Annotated in this window: 17 protein-coding genes and 1 pseudogene; 10 read left to right on the top strand and 8 right to left on the bottom strand. The window is 71.4% G+C overall.

Annotation, left to right across the window (positions count from 1 at the left end; genetic code table 11):
* Nucleotides 1-83 precede the first annotated feature (83 nt).
* Nucleotides 84-266 (top strand): hypothetical protein, encoded by a 183-nt coding sequence (locus AIIKEEIJ_RS03180; protein ID WP_161994921.1) that lies wholly within the window; start codon nt 84-86, stop codon nt 264-266.
* Nucleotides 267-345: 79 nt separating this feature from the next.
* On the opposite strand, the gene AIIKEEIJ_RS03185 is transcribed toward AIIKEEIJ_RS03180, so the two are convergent.
* The 3 genes from AIIKEEIJ_RS03185 to hrcA all read right to left on the bottom strand — a co-directional run bounded on the left by AIIKEEIJ_RS03185 (nt 346) and on the right by hrcA (nt 3,381).
* Nucleotides 346-1,107: a 16S rRNA (uracil(1498)-N(3))-methyltransferase gene (locus AIIKEEIJ_RS03185; protein WP_161994922.1), complete on the bottom strand. Its 762-nt coding sequence runs from the start codon at nt 1,105-1,107 to the stop codon at nt 346-348.
* Between the two features lie 10 nt (nt 1,108-1,117).
* Nucleotides 1,118-2,266, bottom strand: a complete 1,149-nt coding sequence (gene dnaJ, locus AIIKEEIJ_RS03190) for a molecular chaperone DnaJ (protein WP_006933832.1) — start codon at nt 2,264-2,266, stop codon at nt 1,118-1,120.
* A 71-nt stretch (nt 2,267-2,337) separates the two neighbouring features.
* The gene (gene hrcA, locus AIIKEEIJ_RS03195) at nt 2,338-3,381 is read right to left on the bottom strand and encodes a heat-inducible transcriptional repressor HrcA (RefSeq protein WP_050035407.1); all 1,044 of its coding nucleotides are present in this window, start codon (nt 3,379-3,381) and stop codon (nt 2,338-2,340) included.
* A 149-nt stretch (nt 3,382-3,530) separates the two neighbouring features.
* Between hrcA and AIIKEEIJ_RS03200 the strand changes: the two genes are divergently transcribed.
* The gene (locus AIIKEEIJ_RS03200; RefSeq protein ID WP_006933828.1) at nt 3,531-3,866 is read left to right on the top strand and encodes a type II toxin-antitoxin system VapB family antitoxin; all 336 of its coding nucleotides are present in this window, start codon (nt 3,531-3,533) and stop codon (nt 3,864-3,866) included.
* A 139-nt stretch (nt 3,867-4,005) separates the two neighbouring features.
* Here AIIKEEIJ_RS03200 and hemW read toward each other — a convergent pair whose 3' ends face one another.
* A complete protein-coding gene (gene hemW / locus AIIKEEIJ_RS03205; protein WP_161994923.1) occupies nt 4,006-5,208 on the bottom strand; it encodes a radical SAM family heme chaperone HemW in 1,203 nt (400 codons plus the stop codon).
* A gap of 383 nt (nt 5,209-5,591) precedes the next feature.
* Between hemW and AIIKEEIJ_RS03210 the strand changes: the two genes are divergently transcribed.
* From AIIKEEIJ_RS03210 to AIIKEEIJ_RS03235, 6 genes are all read left to right on the top strand, one after another.
* Entirely contained in the window at nt 5,592-7,319 is a 1,728-nt protein-coding gene (locus AIIKEEIJ_RS03210) for a nitrite/sulfite reductase (RefSeq protein ID WP_161994924.1), read from the top strand.
* Entirely contained in the window at nt 7,316-8,053 is a 738-nt protein-coding gene (locus AIIKEEIJ_RS03215; RefSeq protein WP_006933811.1) for a phosphoadenylyl-sulfate reductase, read from the top strand. Before AIIKEEIJ_RS03210 ends, AIIKEEIJ_RS03215 begins: the two co-directional genes overlap by 4 nt.
* A complete protein-coding gene (cysD, locus tag AIIKEEIJ_RS03220) occupies nt 8,050-8,994 on the top strand; it encodes a sulfate adenylyltransferase subunit CysD (protein ID WP_006933809.1) in 945 nt (314 codons plus the stop codon). The genes AIIKEEIJ_RS03215 and cysD overlap by 4 nt, the downstream gene beginning before the upstream one ends.
* A gap of 2 nt (nt 8,995-8,996) precedes the next feature.
* Nucleotides 8,997-10,298: a sulfate adenylyltransferase subunit 1 gene (locus tag AIIKEEIJ_RS03225; RefSeq protein ID WP_072635498.1), complete on the top strand. Its 1,302-nt coding sequence runs from the start codon at nt 8,997-8,999 to the stop codon at nt 10,296-10,298.
* Complete coding sequence (locus AIIKEEIJ_RS03230) at nt 10,295-11,050, top strand: CbiX/SirB N-terminal domain-containing protein (protein WP_161994925.1); 756 nt, start codon at nt 10,295-10,297, stop codon at nt 11,048-11,050. Before AIIKEEIJ_RS03225 ends, AIIKEEIJ_RS03230 begins: the two co-directional genes overlap by 4 nt.
* Before the next feature lie 72 nt (nt 11,051-11,122).
* Entirely contained in the window at nt 11,123-12,007 is an 885-nt protein-coding gene (locus tag AIIKEEIJ_RS03235; RefSeq protein ID WP_029544359.1) for a universal stress protein, read from the top strand.
* An 83-nt stretch (nt 12,008-12,090) separates the two neighbouring features.
* Here the strand turns inward: AIIKEEIJ_RS03235 and AIIKEEIJ_RS03240 are convergent, their stop codons facing one another.
* Together AIIKEEIJ_RS03240 and AIIKEEIJ_RS03245 are read right to left on the bottom strand one after the other, a co-directional pair.
* Nucleotides 12,091-13,113, bottom strand: a complete 1,023-nt coding sequence (locus AIIKEEIJ_RS03240; RefSeq protein ID WP_161994926.1) for an extracellular solute-binding protein — start codon at nt 13,111-13,113, stop codon at nt 12,091-12,093.
* Between the two features lie 99 nt (nt 13,114-13,212).
* Entirely contained in the window at nt 13,213-13,419 is a 207-nt protein-coding gene (locus AIIKEEIJ_RS03245; protein ID WP_006933801.1) for a hypothetical protein, read from the bottom strand.
* Nucleotides 13,420-13,483: 64 nt separating this feature from the next.
* Between AIIKEEIJ_RS03245 and AIIKEEIJ_RS03250 the strand changes: the two genes are divergently transcribed.
* Entirely contained in the window at nt 13,484-15,442 is a 1,959-nt protein-coding gene (locus AIIKEEIJ_RS03250; protein WP_029544363.1) for a glycoside hydrolase family 15 protein, read from the top strand.
* Between the two features lie 4 nt (nt 15,443-15,446).
* On the opposite strand, the gene AIIKEEIJ_RS03255 is transcribed toward AIIKEEIJ_RS03250, so the two are convergent.
* A complete protein-coding gene (locus AIIKEEIJ_RS03255) occupies nt 15,447-16,379 on the bottom strand; it encodes a nitronate monooxygenase (RefSeq protein ID WP_161994927.1) in 933 nt (310 codons plus the stop codon).
* Between the two features lie 6 nt (nt 16,380-16,385).
* Nucleotides 16,386-17,021 (bottom strand): annotated as a pseudogene (locus AIIKEEIJ_RS03260) (elongation factor 4); the annotation flags it as partial.
* Here AIIKEEIJ_RS03260 and AIIKEEIJ_RS34250 point away from each other — a divergent pair.
* Nucleotides 17,020-17,076 carry an excalibur calcium-binding domain-containing protein gene (locus AIIKEEIJ_RS34250; RefSeq protein WP_202916518.1) on the top strand — a complete coding sequence of 19 codons (57 nt, stop codon included), beginning with the start codon at nt 17,020-17,022 and terminating at the stop codon, nt 17,074-17,076. The pseudogene AIIKEEIJ_RS03260 and the gene AIIKEEIJ_RS34250 overlap by 2 nt on opposite strands.
* The last annotated feature ends 69 nt before the right edge of the window (nt 17,077-17,145 follow it).

Genomic DNA, 17,145 nt, shown 5'->3' on the forward strand with positions numbered 1-17,145 from the left:
CCGTAGGCGATACGGGTTCGGGACATGCGTGACACGCTAGTGCAGCGGCAGCCGCGCACCGTGCGGGAGCCGCAGGGGCTCATGTGGACGACCAGCTTCCCGCGCTGGAGGCGATCGTCGGCTCCGGCAGCTACCCGACGTTCGCCCGGTCACTCGTCGCACTCTCCGCGGAGTGCTACGACTTCGACCTCGACCACCTGTTCGAGCTAGGCCTGGGTGCGCCGCTCGACGGCCTGGCCGTACGGCTCGACCGCCGGGCCCCGTGAAGCGCGGTCCGCGCGGCGAGATCCCCAGGAAAGCCCGGAACCGGAAGCCTCCGAACGCGTTCCGGAGCCGGTTCCCGGGTCATTCGACGGGCCGGGCGCTCCACCGTGCGGTGAGCACTCCCACCGCTCCGAGCGCGACGGCCGCGGCGGTGGACGTTCGCAGCACCGTCGGCCCGAGCAGCACCGGCCGGGCCCCCGCGGCCGTCAGCGCCGCGATCTCGGCGTCGTCGACGCCGCCCTCCGGCCCGACCACAAGCATCAGCTCGGGGACGTCGGCCAGCGGCAGCACGACGAACGGTTCGGTTGCCGACTCGTGCAGGACCGCCGCGACACCCCCGCGGGCGACGGTCGCGCGCACGGCCTCGACGACGCCCGCGGTCCGCTGTACCGGCGCCACCTCGGGAACGTGGGCGCGCCGGGACTGTTTCGCGGCCGCCACCGCGACGGCCTGCCATCGCGCGACGCCCTTGGCCGCCTTCGGCCCGTCCCAGCGGGCGACGCACCGCGCGGCCTGCCACGGCACGAACGCGTCGGCACCCGCCTCCGTCGCCAGCTCCACGGCCAGTTCGGAACGATCGGACTTCGGCAACGCCTGCACCACGGTGACCCACGGGCGCGGTGCGGGGACCTCGCGCCGAGCCAGGACGCGGGCCTCGAGCCGGTCCTTTGCGGTGGCCGTCACCTCCACGTCGGCGACGTGGCCGTGGCCGTCCGACAGGACGAGGCGCTCACCCACCGCGATGCGCCGCACCGTCGCCGCATGGCGGCCCTCCTTGCCGTCGAGGACCGCGACAGCCCCGGCCTCGGGCAGCGGATCGAGATAGAACAGGGTTGCGGCCACCGCCCGGGCCTCAGCGCGCGCTGAACGCGTCGCGCAGCCGGGAGAAGAAGCCCCCGGCGTGCTGCGAGCCGGTGGTGACGACCTCGGGCACCTCGTGCTCGCGCTTGCGACGGAACTCCTCGAGGAGCTTGGACTGCTTGCCGTCGAGCTTCGACGGGACCACCACCTCGAGGTGGGCGTGCACGTCCCCGCGCACCCCGGAGCGCAGTTTGGGCATGCCGTGGCCCCGCAGCACCGCCACCGACCCGGGCTGCGTGCCGGGTTCGACGGTGATCTCGGCGGGTCCGTCGATGAGGGTGTCGAGCACGACGGTGGTGCCCAGCGCCGCGTCGACCATCGGGATCCGGATCGTGCAGTGCAGGTCGTCGCCGTCGCGCACGAACACATCGTGCGCCTGCTCGATGATCTCGACGTACAGGTCGCCGGCGGGGCCGCCGCCGGGGCCGACCTCGCCCTGCGCGGCCAGCCGGATGCGCATGCCGTTGCTGACACCGGCCGGCACCTTGACCGTGATCTCGCGGCGGGCCCGCACCCGGCCGTCGCCGCCGCACTTGCGGCACGGGTCCGGGATCGTCTCGCCGGCGCCGCGGCAGGTCGGGCACGGCCGCGAGGTCATCACCTGGCCGAGGAACGAGCGCTGCACCGACTGCACCTCACCGGCGCCGCCGCACGTCTCGCAGCGCACGGGCTTGGAGTCGCCGTTGGTACCGGACCCGGCGCAGCCGTCGCACAGGATCGCGGTCTCCACGGCGATCTGCTTGCTGACACCGGTGGCGCACTCCTCGAGCGTCAGCCGGGTGCGCAGCAGCGAGTCCGCGCCGGGCTGAACGCGGCCCCTGGGCCCGCGGGACGTGGTGGCCCCGCCACCGAAGAACGCCTCGAACACGTCGCCGAGGCCGCCGAAGCCGGCACCGGAGAAGCCACCGCCCGCCCCCGGCCCGGACCCGAGCGGATCCCCGCCGAGGTCGACGATGCGCCGCTTCTCCGGGTCGGAGAGCACCTCGTACGCTGTGGAGATCTCCTGGAACCTCTTCTGCGCCGCCTCGTCCGGGTTCACATCCGGGTGGTGCTCGCGCGCGAGCTTGCGATACGCCCGCTTGATCTCCTGATCGGTCGCGTTCTTCGACACGCCGAGCGTCCCGTAGTAGTCCCGTGCCACGTGAGTTCTTCGTCCTTCTCTATTCGCACAGATGTTGTGTCGTCGGGTGGTCCGTCCGCGCCGCCCGGCGCTCAGCGTTCGCCGAGCACCTCACCGATATAGCGGGCGACCGCAGCCACCGACGCAATGGTCCCCGGGTAGTCCATCCGGGTGGGGCCGAGCACACCGAGGCCGCCGAAGACGGTGCCCGCGGCACCGTACCCGGTGGACACCACGGACGTGCCGCGCATCTGCTCGACCTGGGTTTCCTCGCCGATCCGCACCGTCACGCGACCGGCGTCCTGCGTCGCCGCCAGCAGCTTGAGGACCACCACCTGCTCCTCGAGCGCCTCGAGCACGGTACGCAGCGAGCCGGGGAAGCCGGCGTGCGGGTCGAAGTCGGCGGCGTTGCGCGTCAGGTTCGCCGTGCCGCCGAGCACGAGCCGCTCCTCGGGATGCTCGACGAGGGTTTCCACCAGCACGGTGGCGCAGCGGATGACCGCATCGCGCAGCTCGTCGGGCGCGTCCTCGGCCAGCTCGCTCACCGCGATCGACGCCGCGGCGAGCCGCTTACCGGTCAGCGCGGCACCGAGCAGGTCCCGCAGCCGCGACAGGTCCTCCTCGCCGAGGACGTCACCGAGCTCGACGATGCGCTGGTCCACCCGGCCGGAGTCGGTGATGAGCACCAGCAGCAACCGGGCGGGGGTCAACGCGACCACCTCGAGGTGGCGGACCGACGAAGCCGACAGCGTGGGGTACTGCACCACCGCCACCTGCCGGGTCAGCTGCGCCAGCAGCCGGACGCCGCGCCGCAGCACGTCGTCGAGGTCCACACCCGACTCGAGGAACTGCAGGATCGCCCGGCGCTCGGCCCCCGAGAGGGGCTTGACGTCGGCGATCCGGTCGACGAACTGGCGGTAGCCCTTGTCCGTGGGAACCCGGCCGGAGCTGGTGTGCGGCTGGGTGATGTACCCCTCGGCCTCGAGCACGGCCATGTCGTTGCGGACCGTCGCGCTGGATACGCCCAGGTTGTGGCGCTCGACGAGCGTCTTCGAACCGATGGGTTCCTTGGTGGACACGTAATCGGCCACGATCGCTCGCAACACCTGGAAGCGCCGTTCCTCGGTGCTCGACATCCCGCCCACCTCCGTCTCTGCTGTCGCACCCGGAACGGCACGCACCACCGCAGGACGGTGCACTGCGTGCCGTTTCGCTCCAGTTTAGTCGCCGGTCCCGGACGGCGAGCGGGACGGCGCCCGCCGGCGAGGCGTCGTAAGTTGGTGCCATGATTTTCAAGGGCGTCCGGGACGGCAAGCCGTATCCCGACCACGGGCTCTCGCTGCGCGACTGGGCGCAGATCCCGCCCCGGCAGGTGCGGCTCGACCAGATCGTCACCACCACGAAGGTGCTCGAGCTCGACCGGCTGCTGTCGGAGGACTCCACCTTCTACGGCGACCTCTTCCCGCACGCGGTCCAGTGGAAGGGTGTGCTGTACCTCGAGGACGGCCTGCACCGGGCCGTGCGCTCGGCGCTGCGCAACCGCACCGTCCTGCATGCGCGAGTGTTCGACTACGACGCCCTGTTCCCTCACGCCCCGGACGCCGACACCACCGAGGCGTAGATATCGCACCGCTGCGCGGCCGGAACATCGCACCGCTGCGCGGTCAGGACATCGCACCGCTGCGCGGTCAGGACATCGCACCGCTGCGCGGTCAGGACATCGCACCGCTGCGCGGTGAGGGCGCCGGGCGGCTGCGCGGTCAGGTCAGGATCGCGCGCACCACCGCGTCGGCGAGGAGCCGGCCGCGATCGGTGAGCACCAGCCGGCCGGCGCGCAGGTCGGCGAGGCCGTCCGCGACGACGGTCTCGGCGGCGCGTCGTTCCTCGGGGGCGAGCACGTCCAGCGGCAGGCCGGTGCGCAGCCGCACCTCGAGCATCACCCGTTCGGTGTGGACGTCGCCGGCGGTGAGCAGTTCGCTGCCCCCGACCGGGAGCCCGCCGGCGGCGAGCGCGTCCGCGTAGCGCGCCGGGTGCTTGACGTTCCACCAGCGGACGCCGCCGACGTGGCTGTGCGCGCCCGGCCCGGCCCCCCACCAGTCGCCGCCGTCCCAGTAGCCGAGGTTGTGGGCGCACCGCGCCGACGGATCGCCGGCGCGCGCCCAGTTCGACACCTCGTACCAGGTCAGGCCGGCGGCCTCGAGCCGCGCGTCGATGCGCTCGTAGCGGGCCGCGAGCACGTCGTCGTCGGGGGCCGGCAGTTCGCCCCTGCGCACCCGGCGGGCGAGCGCGGTGCCGTCCTCGACGATCAGCGCGTACGCCGAGACATGATCGACGTCCGCAGCGAGCACGGCGTCGAGGGACGCGTCGAGGTCCTCGTCCCGCTCGCCGGGGGTGCCGTAGATCAGGTCCAGGTTGACGTGGTCGAATCCGGCGGCCCGCGCCTCGCCCGCGGCCGCGACGGCCCGGCCCGGGGTGTGCGTGCGGTCGAGCACCGCGAGCACGTGCGGAGCGGCGGACTGCATGCCCAGCGACACGCGGGTGTAACCGGCCCCGCGGATGCCGTCGAAGAACTCCGGCGACGTCGATTCCGGGTTGGACTCCGTCGTCACCTCCGCGCCCGGGGCGAGGCCGAAGCTCGACCGGACCGCCGCGATCACCTGCGACAGGCCGTCGGCACCGAGCAGCGACGGGGTGCCACCGCCGACGAAGACGGTCTGCGCCGCCGGGGCGCCGAGCAGTCGCGCCGCGATGTCGAGCTCGCTGCGCAACCCCTCGAGCCACGACTGCGGAGACGCGGACGTCCCGAGCTCTCCGGCGGTGTAGGTGTTGAAGTCGCAATAGCCGCAGCGGCTCGCGCAGAACGGGACGTGCACGTACACGCCGAACGGGCGGGAACCGACACCGGCGAGGGCCGAGGCCGGCAATTCGAACCCTGCTCCGACTCCGACATTGGTTCCACTCACTCCCCCAGTGTTCCAGAAGGCCGACCGGAGCCCGCCGCCCGGACACGGCCCGGACACGCCACCCCGGCCCGGCGCTGTCACCTCGGCATTTCCCCGAAATTCGGCGTAAATACCGCCACGTTTCGAGAACAGGCCCGTGACATGGCACAATGGTCCGCATGACCGGACCCGGAGTGCGACTCGTGGCGCGACGCCACGTCGACCTCAAGCGTGTCTGTGCATCGCGGTGTCTGTCCTGCACCGCCGGTTTCTGCGCCGACTGTCGATAGTCGGCCCCACCCCCGGCAGCCCCCGCTTCCCGCCGGGTCGAGGCATGTCCGCGCCGGGCTCAGCCCGCCCTGCCGATCCCGATCCGGTCCCTCGCGAACTCCAGGAGTACCCGTATGTCGTCGACCACCGACGTCTCCCCCGCCGGCGATACGACCGAAACCGCCGCGGCCCGCCGCCGCCCGGCCCGGCCCGCCAAGCAGCGCGCGGAGGGCCAGTGGGCCCTCGGCTACCGTGAGCCGCTCAACCCCAACGAGCAGGTCAAGAAGGACGACAACCCGCTCAACGTGCGCCGGCGCATCGAAGACATCTATGCGCACACGGGATTCGACGGAATCGACCGGAGCGACCTGCGCAACCGCTTCCGCTGGTGGGGCCTGTACACGCAGCGCGAACAGGGCTACGACGGCACCTACACCGGCGACGAGAACATCGATCTGCTCGAGGCGAAGTACTTCATGATGCGGGTGCGCTGCGACGGCGGCGCCCTGAACCTCGCGCAGTTGCGCACGATCGCGGGGATCTCGACCGAGTTCGCTCGCGACACCGCCGACCTGTCGGACCGCGAGAACGTCCAGTACCACTGGATCGAGGTCGAGAACGTCCCGGAGATCTGGCGCCGTCTCGAATCCGTCGGCCTGAAGACCACCGAGGCGTGCGGCGACTGCCCCCGCGTGGTGCTCGGTTCCCCCCTCGCCGGCGAGTCCCTCGACGAGATCATCGACGGCACACCGGCGGTCGAGGAGATCGTCCGCCGCTACATCGGCGACCCGAAGTACTCGAACCTGCCGCGCAAGTTCAAGACCGCGATCTCCGGTCAGCAGGACGTGGTGCACGAGATCAACGACGTCGCGTTCGTCGGCGTGAACCACCCCGAGCACGGCCCCGGCTTCGACCTGTGGGTCGGCGGCGGCCTGTCGACGAATCCGATGCTGGCGCAACGGGTCGGCGCGTGGATCCCGCTCGCCGAGGTGCCCGACGTGTGGGAGGCCGTCGTGTCGGTCTTCCGCGACTACGGCTACCGCCGCCTGCGCTCGAAGGCGCGGCTGAAGTTCCTGATCAAGGACTGGGGCGTCGAGAAGTTCCGGGACGTTCTCGAAACGGAATACCTGAAGCGGCCGCTGCTGGACGGACCCGCGCCGGAGAAGCCGGCGCGCCCGATCGACCACGTGGGCGTGCAGAAGCTGCGCAACGGGCTCAACGCGGTCGGCGTCGCCCCCATCGCGGGCCGGGTATCCGGCACGATGCTCGCCGCCGTCGCCGACGCGGCCGAGAAGGCCGGATCCGATCGCATCCGCTTCACGCCGTACCAGAAGCTCATCGTGCTCGACGTCGCCGACGAGAAGGTCGATCAGCTGATCGCCGACCTCGGCGAACTGGGCCTGCCCGCGAACCCGACGCCGTGGCGCAAGAACCTGATGGCCTGCACGGGCATCGAGTTCTGCAAGCTCTCGTTCGTCGAGACCCGCAAGCGCTCGCAGGCGCTGGTGCCCGAGCTCGAGCAGCGCCTCGCCGACATCAACGCCCAGCTGGACGTTCCGGTGACGATCAACATCAACGGCTGCCCCAACTCGTGCGCGCGTTCGCAGGTCGCCGACATCGGCTTCAAGGGCCAGCTCGTCGACGACGGGGACGGCAACCAGGTGGAGGGTTTCCAGGTGCACCTCGGCGGGACGCTCGGCATGGATGCCGCGTTCGGCCGCAAGCTGCGCCAGCACAAGGTGACCAGCGCCGAGATGGGCGACTACATCGAGCGCGTGGTGCGCAACTTCGTCAAGCACCGCACTGCGGGAGAACGCTTCTCGCAGTGGGTGCTGCGCGCGGACGAGGCCGATTTGCGATGACCGGGGAGCAGACGATCGAAGGACGGAACGTGACCACGACACGGACAACGGAGGAACTGAGGGAGCTGGCCGCGCAGGGGGCGGCCACTCTCGACGGCGCCTCGGCGCGGGAACTGCTGCAGTGGACCGAGGAGAACTTCGGCGACTCGTACATCGTGGCGTCGAACATGCAGGACGGGGTGCTCGTGCACCTCGCGGCGCAGGTGCATCCCGGCGTGGACGTGCTGTTCCTCGACACCGGTTACCACTTCGCGGAGACCCTCGGCACCCGTGACGCCGTGGCGCAGGTGTACGGCGTCAACCTGGTCGAGGCCAAGGCGCAGCAGACGGTGGCCGAGCAGGACGCACTGCTCGGCAAGGATCTGTTCGCGCGGGACCCCAACGAGTGCTGCCGCCTGCGGAAAGTGGTGCCGCTGAAGGAGACCCTGAAGGGCTATCAGGCGTGGGTCACCGGCATCCGCCGGGTGGAGGCCCCCACCCGGGCCAACGCCCCGCTGATCTCCTTCGACGATGCCTTCGGGCTGGTGAAGATCAACCCGATCGCCGCGTGGTCCGACGAGGACATGCAGAACTACATCGACGAGCACGGGATCCTCGTCAATCCCCTGGTCGACGAGGGCTATCCGTCCATCGGGTGCGCCCCCTGCACCGCCAAACCACTACCCGGAGCCGATCCGCGCAGCGGACGGTGGGCCGGCCGAGCCAAGATCGAATGCGGGTTGCACGCCTCATGACACTCATCGACACGAATTTCTCCGAATCCCGGCGCAAGTCGGACGGCGACAGGTTCGACACCCTCGACGCGCTCGAGTCCGAAGCGATCCACGTCTTCCGCGAGGTCGCCGGCGAATTCGAGCGCCCGGTGATCCTGTTCTCGGGCGGCAAGGACTCGACGGTCCTGCTGCATCTGGCGCTCAAGGCCTTCTGGCCCGCGCCGCTGCCGTTCGCGCTGCTGCACGTCGACACCGGGCACAACCTTCCCGAGGTCCTCGAGTTCCGCGACCACGTCGTCGAGAAGTACGGGCTGCGGCTGCACGTGGCGAAGGTCGAGGACTACCTCGCCGACGGCCGCCTCACCGAGCGGCCCGACGGGATCCGCAATCCGCTGCAGACGGTGCCGCTGCTCGACGCCATCGCCGAGAACCGCTTCGACGCGGTGTTCGGCGGCGGCCGCCGCGACGAGGAGCGCTCCCGCGCCAAGGAGCGGATCTTCTCGCTGCGCAACGCCTTCGGCCAGTGGGATCCCAAGCGGCAGCGGCCCGAGCTGTGGAACCTGTACAACGGCCGGCACGCCCCTGGCGAGCACGTGCGGGTCTTCCCGCTGAGCAACTTCACCGAGCTCGACATCTGGCGGTACATCGCCCGGGACAACGTCGAACTCGCCGGCATCTACTACGCCCACCAGCGCCCGGTGTACCGGCGCGACGGCATGTGGATGACGCCCGGCGTCTGGGGCGGCCCGGCCGAGGGTGAGGAACTCGAGGTCCGGTCGGTGCGCTACCGCACGGTCGGCGACGGCTCCACCACCGGCGCGATCCTGTCCGAGGCCGCCGACAACGAGGCGATCCTCGCCGAGGTCGCCGCGTCGCGGCTCACCGAGCGCGGGGCGACCCGCGGCGACGACCGCGTTTCCGAAGCGGCCATGGAGGACCGCAAGCGAGAGGGATATTTCTGATCATGAGCGACCTCCTTCGACTCGCCACCGCCGGCAGCGTCGACGACGGCAAGTCCACCCTCGTGGGCCGGCTGCTGTACGACACCAAGTCCGTGCTGGCCGACCAGATCGACGCGGTCACCCGCGCCTCGGTCGACAAGGGTCTCGACACCCCCGACCTGTCCCTGCTCGTCGACGGCCTGCGCGCCGAGCGCGAACAGGGCATCACCATCGACGTCGCGTACCGCTACTTCGCCACACCCCGGCGCAGCTTCGTGCTCGCGGACACCCCGGGACACGTGCAGTACACCCGCAACACCGTCTCGGGTGCGTCCACCGCCCAGCTCGTGGTGCTGCTCGTCGACGCCCGCAAGGGCGTGATCGCGCAGACCCGCAAGCACGCCGCCGTCCTCGCGCTGCTCGGCGTGCCCAAGCTCGTCCTGGCGGTCAACAAGATCGACCTGGTCGACGACCCGGCGCGCGTGTTCGCCGACATCTGCGACCAGTTCAACACCCTGACCCGGTCGCTCGGCTGGTCCCCGGAGGACGTGCAGGAGATCCCGGTCTCCGCCCTGCACGGGGACAACGTCGCGGTCCGTTCGGAGAACACGCCGTACTACGACGGTCCGACGCTCATCGAGCACCTCGAGTCCGTCCCGGTCGACGCCGACGTCCACGGCCGTCACGAGATCGGGCTGCGGTTCCCGGTCCAGTACGTGATCCGGCCCCGTACCGCCGAGTTCCCGGACTACCGCGGCTACGCCGGACAGGTCGCGGCGGGCAGTGTCCGTCCCGGCGACGAGGTCGTGATCCTGCCCGCGGGCACCCGGACCACGATCGAGCGGATCGACACCGCCGACGGCGAGCTCGACGTCGCGCACGCCGGCCGCAGCGTCACGCTGATCCTCGCGGACGACGTGGACGTCTCCCGCGGCGACGTCATCGCCGCCCCGGCCGCCGCCCCGGAACCGATCGGCCAGTTCGAGGCGACGGTGTGCTGGCTGGCGGAGAAGCCGCTGCGGCCCGGTGCCCGGCTGCTGCTCAAGCACGGCACCCGCACGACGCAGGCGATCGTCGGGACGCTCGAGGAGCGCTTCGACGAGCAGACCCTGACCTCGGTTCCCACCCCCGAGTCGCTCGAGCTCAACGAGATCGCCCGCATCACCGTCCGGGTCGCCGAGCCCATCGCGGCCGACGACTACAAGGTCAACCGGCGCACGGGCAGCTTCCTGCTCATCGATCCCGCGGGCGGCAACACCCTCGCGGCGGGCCTGGTGGGCAACAGCCTCGCCGAGATCGAACTCGGGGACCGCGTCCCCGCATGATCCCGCTCGTCGCCGTCGCGCACGGCAGCCGTGACCCGCGCTCGGCGCGCGCCATGGCTGCCGTGCTCGCGGCGCTGCGGGAACGCCACCCGGGCCGGGACGTGCGGCTTGCGTTCCTGGACCTGAACACCCCGTCGGTGGGGCAGGTCGTCGACGCCCTCGCCGCCGAGGGACACCGCCGCGTGGTGGTGGTCCCGTTGCTGCTGGGCAGCGCCTTCCACGCCCGCGTGGATCTGCCCGCGCTGCTCGCCGAGGCCCGCGCCCGGCACCCGCTTCTCGACGTGATCCAGGCGGACGTCCTCGGCGCCGACGACCGTCTCGTCGCGGCGGCCCGCGAGGCGATCGCCGCCACCGGTGTCTCCCGGACCGACCCGACGGTGGGCGTCGCGCTGTGCGCGGTCGGATCCCGCCGCCACGACGCCAACGCCGCCACCGACGCGATCACCCCGCGCCTGCTGCGGGGCACGTCGTGGGCGTGGGGCCGGACGTGCTTCGCCACCGCCGCGGCACCGACCGTCGTCGACGCCCTGGCGGCCCTGCGCGCCGCCGGCGCCACCACCCTCGTGCTCGCGCCGTGGATGCTCGCCCCCGGCCTGCTGTGGGACCGCGCCGTCGCCGCCGCCCGCGCGGCGTTCCCCGAGGTCAGCTGCGCCGCCACCCTCGCGGCCTCCGATTCCGTCGGGCTCGTGATCGACGAGCGCTACCGGCAGTCGCTCGTGCACGCCGGGATCACCGCGCGCCACATCGCCTGACAACCACCGATTGCCTCTGGCGCACGCCGGTCCTATCGGGACAGACTGGAGTCGAGGCAAGGAGGCATCGTCATGGCCACAGCACCGATTCGGCACGGGATCGTAGTCGGCATCGACGGTTCGGACGGCTCGTTCTCCGCGGCCCACTGGGCCGCATCTGCCGCCCGGATCTTCCGCGAGCCGCTGCACCTCGTCAACGTGCTGCCCGATGCGCCGAGCGCGACCGGCGGCAGATCCAAGGAGGAGTTCGCCAAGCTCCTGCAGGCCGACAGCGAACGGCTGCTCGAACGCGCCCGCCGGGCGGCGCTCGACGGCCGCACGGACGTGACGGTCGAATGCAGCAGCCGGCCGGGACCGCCGGCGAAGACCCTCGTCGAACTGTCGAAGACCGCCCGCCTGCTGGTGGTGGGCCGGACCACGACCGGCGAACTGCGCTCGATGTTCGCCGGCTCCGACGTCGTCCGCGTCGCCAACCACGCCCGTTGCCCGGTCGTGGCGTGGCGGGGCGAGGGCGACCACGAGGAGGTGGACACCCGGCCGGTCGTCGTCGGCGTCGACGGCAGCGCGTTGAGCAACGCCGCCATCGAGCATGCGTTCGAGTTCGCGTCGTTCCTCGGCGTACCGCTGATCGCCGTGCACGCATGGACCGAGCAGTCGACCCTGCGGGGCTACGACGAGTCCGCCCGCTTCGTCGACTGGACGACGTACGCGGAGCAGAAGGTCGCCGACCTCGCGGAGAGCCTGGCCGGCTGGCGCGAGCGGTATCCCGACGTCGAGCTGCGGACGGAGCTCGAGCGCCGCGGCGCGATGGTGGCCCTCATCGAGCGTTCCATCGACGCGCAACTCGTCGCGGTGGGCAGCCACGGTCGCAGCACGATCGCGTCGGCTCTGCTCGGCTCCACCGGCCAGGGCCTGCTCCATCACTCCCGCTGCCCGGTACTCATCTGCCGCGAGTGACGCATGCGGCCGTGACCTCCGGTCGCGCAAGGAATTTCGAGCGCAGCAGTCCGCAGGGCGCGCGGATCCCCGGCTCCGTCGCCCTAGTTCGCCGCGTCGGCGTAGATCACGGCGATGCTGCCGGTACCGGGCCGGAACAGCTCGGCGTTGACCGTGCTCCAGCCACCGAGATCCTCGACGGTCCACAGTCTTTCGGGAGCCGGGAAGTCGTCGGCGAACTCGCGTGCGGCACCCGGGTCGGCGGGCCAGAATCCGGCCGCCGCCCACAGCCGTTGCGCCTCCCCGGTGTAGAGGAAGTCGTTGAACTCCTGGGCCGCCCGCACGTCGGGTGCGTTGTCGATCACCGCGGCGGGGCTGTCGATCCGGAGAGTGGTGGTCAGGGGGACACGCCGGACGGCGGCGCCGTCGCGCTCGAGCCGCAACGCCTCCTGTTCCGAGAGGAGCAGCACGTCGCCGGCACCCTGCACGAACGCCTCCACGGCCTCTTCGCCGCTCGCGGGCGAGGTTTCGACGTGGTCACCGACGAGCGCGGCGAGGTAGTCCAGCCCCGCCTGCGGATCGGCACCGCCGTCGCTCGTCGCGGCGTACGCGGCGAGCAGGTTCAGCTTCGCCGCACCGGAGGCCGACGGGTCGGGGGTGATCACCTCGAGACCGGGCGCGAGCAGATCGTCCCAGCCCGCCACACCCCGCGGATTGCCCTCCCGCACGACCATCGTGACGACGGACCCGTACGGGACTCCCCGGTACGCTCCCGCGTTCCAGTCCGGGTCGACGAGTCCCGCGTCGACGAGGCCGGTCAGGTCCGGCACCGATGCGAAGGTGACGAAATCGGCCGAGGCGCCGTCCACGACGGCGACGGCCTGCTGCGCGGACGGACCGGACGCGACGTCGAACCGGACGTCCTCGCCGGCCTCGGTGGCGCCGAACGCGGCGATCACCGTGTCCAGCGCCGCCCGGGCACCCTCGTGGGCGTACAGGTCGACGGTGGGCCCGGAGGCGGCCTCGGCCGCGTCGCCGCGATCGCCGGAGCCGGCCGAACACGCGGTGAGCACGACGGCCGCGATCGAGGCGAGCGCCGCGACGCGCCGGCCCGGACGAGATTTCACGACGTACCTCCGGCGCAGGGTCAGCGGGTCAGCAGCCAGGCCACGACGACGAGAACGAGCAGGGCCAGCAGGGCCAGGGTCACGCGCGAGCGTGGCATGTCAGCGATCCTCCGTCTTCCGTTCGGACGCGGCCGGCTCTCTGCGTCCGACGGCCGCGAGCACGCCCGCGAGGGCGCGGTCGAGCAGCCAGGCCACGCCGGCGCACAACGGCACCATGACGACCAGCACCAGCGCGACCTGCGGGACGAAGGGAAGGCCGGCCAGCCACAACTCGAAGCCGTCCCACCACGATGCCACCCGATCCACGCCCCCACCCTAGTCGTCGCCGTTTCGGTGGACGCCGACGGCCGGGTGCCGGGATCATGAGGTGATGGCACAGACGTTTCCGGGGTCCGGGATCTCCTCCGCGCATTCCCACCCGCCACACCGCAGCCCGTACCCGCCGATCGACGACTACGCGTTCCTGTCGGACTGCGAAACGACATGCCTCATCGCGCGCAACGGGGCGGTGGAATGGATGTGCCTGCCCCGGCCCGACTCGCCCAGCGTGTTCGGGGCGATTCTCGACCGCAGCGCCGGGTACTTCCGCGTCGGACCGCACGACCGCACCGTGCCCGCCGCACGCCGGTATCTGCCCGGCGGACTGATCCTCGAGACCACGTGGCAGACCGAGACGGGATGGATGGTGGTGCGGGACGCGCTGGTGATGGGGCCCTGGCACGCCGTCCAGGAACGATCGCGCACTCACACCCGGACGCCGACGGACTGGGACGCCGAGCACATTCTGCTGCGCACCGTCCGCTGCGTGAGCGGGACGGTGGAACTCGACGTCAGTTGCGCGCCGGCGTTCGACTACCACCGCGCCCCGGTGCGCTGGGAGTACACGGGCAAGGTGTACGAGGAGGCCACCGCGTTCTGCACCGGCGGCGAACCCGGCGAGCATCCCGAACTACGGCTCACCACCGACCTCCGGCTCGGGCTCGAGGGCGGCGAGGCCCGGGCACGCACCCGGATGGTCAAGGGCGACAAGGCGTTCGTCGCGCTGTCGTGGTCGGATGTGCAGTGTCCCGCCACGTTCGAGGAAGCCGCCGCGAAAATGGCGGAGACGGCCGACTTCTGGCGCGAGTGGATCACCACGGGCCGTTTCCCCGATCACCCCTGGCGGAGTTACCTGCAGGCCAGCGCCCTGACCCTCAAGGGCCTGACCTACGCACCGACCGGCGCCCTGCTCGCGGCGGCCACCACGTCTCTCCCGGAAACGCCTGGCGGAGAACGTAACTGGGACTACCGCTACGCATGGGTGCGGGATTCCACGTTCGCACTGTGGGGCCTGTACACCCTCGGCCTCGACCGGGAGGCCGACGCGTTCTTCGCGTTCATCTCCGACGCCTCCCGCAGCGAGGACGGCCGGTTGCAGCCGCTGCAGGTGATGTACGGCGTGGGTGGGGAGCGCGTGCTCACCGAATCGCAGCTCGACCACCTGTGCGGCTACGACGGGGCCCGTCCGGTGCGGATCGGCAACGATGCGTATCACCAAACGCAGCACGACATCTGGGGCGCCATGCTCGACTCGGTGTACCTGCACGCGAGGACCCGCCGGCACATGCCCCAGACCTTCTGGCCGGCCGTGCAGCGGCTCGTCGGCCAGGCCGAGGACCACTGGCGCCTGCCCGATCGCGGCATCTGGGAGGTCCGGGGAGAGCCGCAGCATTTCACCTCGTCCAAGGTGATGTGCTGGGTCGCCCTCGATCGCGGCGCGCGACTGGCGCGCATGCAGGGCCGCCCGGACCACGCCGCGCGGTGGGACGCCGTCGCCGACGAGATCAAGGCGGACATTCTCGCCCACGGCGTCGACGAACGCGGGGTGTTCACCCAGCGCTACGGTCATCCCTCCCTGGACGCGTCCGCGCTGCTGGTCGTGCTGCTGCGGTTCCTGCCGGCCGACGACCCGCGGGTGCGGGCGACGGTCCTGGCGATCGAGGACGAACTGACCGAGGACGGCCTGGTCCTGCGGTACCGGGTGGACTCCACCGACGACGGATTGACCGGCGAGGAGGGCAGCTTCACGATCTGCTCGTTCTGGCTGGTCTCCGCCCTGGTGGAGATCGGCGAGGTGGAACGGGCCCGCACCCTGTGCGAACGACTCCTCGGCTACGCCAGCCCGCTCAAGCTCTACGCCGAGGAGATCGACCCGCGCTCGGGCCGGCACCTGGGCAACTTCCCCCAGGCCTTCACCCACCTGGCGCAGATCAACGCGGTCGTGCACGTGATCCGGGCGGAGGAACAGATCGCGGCCGGGGAGTTCCTGCCCGCGCGTCCGGCGCCCTGACCCGCTACCCGAAGCGGCGCAGCAGTTCCTCCGCGCGGGTCGCGATGTCGCGGACGATCTCGCCGGCGGGCCGCTGTTCCCGCACGAGTCCGGCCGCCTCGCCCGCGTAGACCACGCCGAGCCGGGGGTCGTCGCCGTCGTACGCGGCGGCGAGGGTCTCCTCGTCGGCGCCGCGCCCGTGCCACTCGGCGGTGTAGTCGTTCGTCAGGGCCCGGCCGCCCCACCGCGCCGGCCACGGCTGGTGCCGGGCCCGGTCGAAGACGTCGGTGTAGACGGTGTCGGTGCTGCTCGCCGCGACGAGCCTGTCCCGGGCATACTCCGGGCCGACCGTCTCGGGGCTCGCCAGCAACGCGGTGCCGACGAGCGCGCCCTCGGCGCCGGCCGCGAGCACCGCGGCCAGTCCCCGTCCGGACGCGATGCCGCCGGCGGCGAGCACCGGCAGCGACGTCGATTCGAGCACCTCCTGCAGGAGCGGCAGCGTCCCGATGCGGCCGGTGTGCCCGCCGGCCTCGTGTCCCTGCGCGACGACCGCGTCGACCCCGGCGGCCTCGACGATCCGCAGGTCCTCGATCGTGTTGATCTGGGAGATCGCCAGGGCGCCCGCCGCGTGCACGCGCGGCACATAGGGTGCCGGATCGCCGAAGGACAGCGACACCACCCGGGGCCGTTCGGCCAGCACCGCGTCGAGAAGACTGTCGTCGGCGGCCAGCGACCACGTCATCAGGCCGAAACCGAGCAGCCCGCCGCCGAGTTCGCGGGCCACCGCAGACTCGGCCGCCAGCCATTGCGGGGTGTTGTAACGCGCGGCTCCGATCAGACCGAGGCCCCCCGCGCGGGTCACCTCGCCGGCCAGCCGGCCGCCGGCGCGGCCTCCCATCGGGGCGCCGAGCAGCGGGACGGTGACGCCCAGGGTGCGCGTGAGCCAGGTCTCGAGCACGGTGGGCTACTTCCCCTTCGGCTTGTCGGCAGACGCCTCGGACGAGAGCGCGGCCACGAACGCCTCCTGCGGAACGTCCACCCGGCCGATCGTCTTCATCCGCTTCTTGCCCTCCTTCTGCTTCTCGAGCAGCTTGCGTTTGCGGCTGATGTCGCCGCCGTAGCACTTGGCGAGCACGTCCTTGCGGATCGCGCGGATGTTCTCCCGGGCGATGATCTTCGACCCGATCGCCGCCTGCACCGGGACCTCGAACTGTTGCCGCGGGATGAGCTCCTTGAGTTTGGTGGTCATCTTGTTGCCGTACGCGGCCGCCGCGTCCTTGTGGACGATCGCACTGAACGCGTCGACGGCCTCGCCCTGCAACAGGATGTCCACCTTCACCAGCGCGGCTTCCTGCTCGCCGGCCTCCTCGTAGTCGAGGCTGGCGTAGCCGCGGGTGCGGGACTTCAGCGAGTCGAAGAAGTCGAAGATGATCTCGGCCATCGGCAGGGTGTAGCGCAGCTCGACGCGGGTCTCGGACAGATAGTCCATGCCGCCGAGCTCGCCGCGCCGCGACTGGCACAGTTCCATGATCGAACCGATGAACTCGCTCGGGGAGATGATCGTGCACTTGACGATCGGCTCGTAGATTTCGCGGGCCTTGTATAGACTTGAACTCGATCGGGACGACGACGGCGTAGCTTGTGAATGGAATTGATCGTCCCAGGAACAACGCGAGCGCTGAGTGCGGCCGACCACCAAATTCGGCAGTCACCGCGCGTGCCGC

Origin of the sequence: Rhodococcus sp. YH1 (assembly GCF_009939605.1) — a bacterium.
GTDB classification, from domain to species: Bacteria; Actinomycetota; Actinomycetes; order Mycobacteriales; family Mycobacteriaceae; genus Rhodococcus; species Rhodococcus aetherivorans.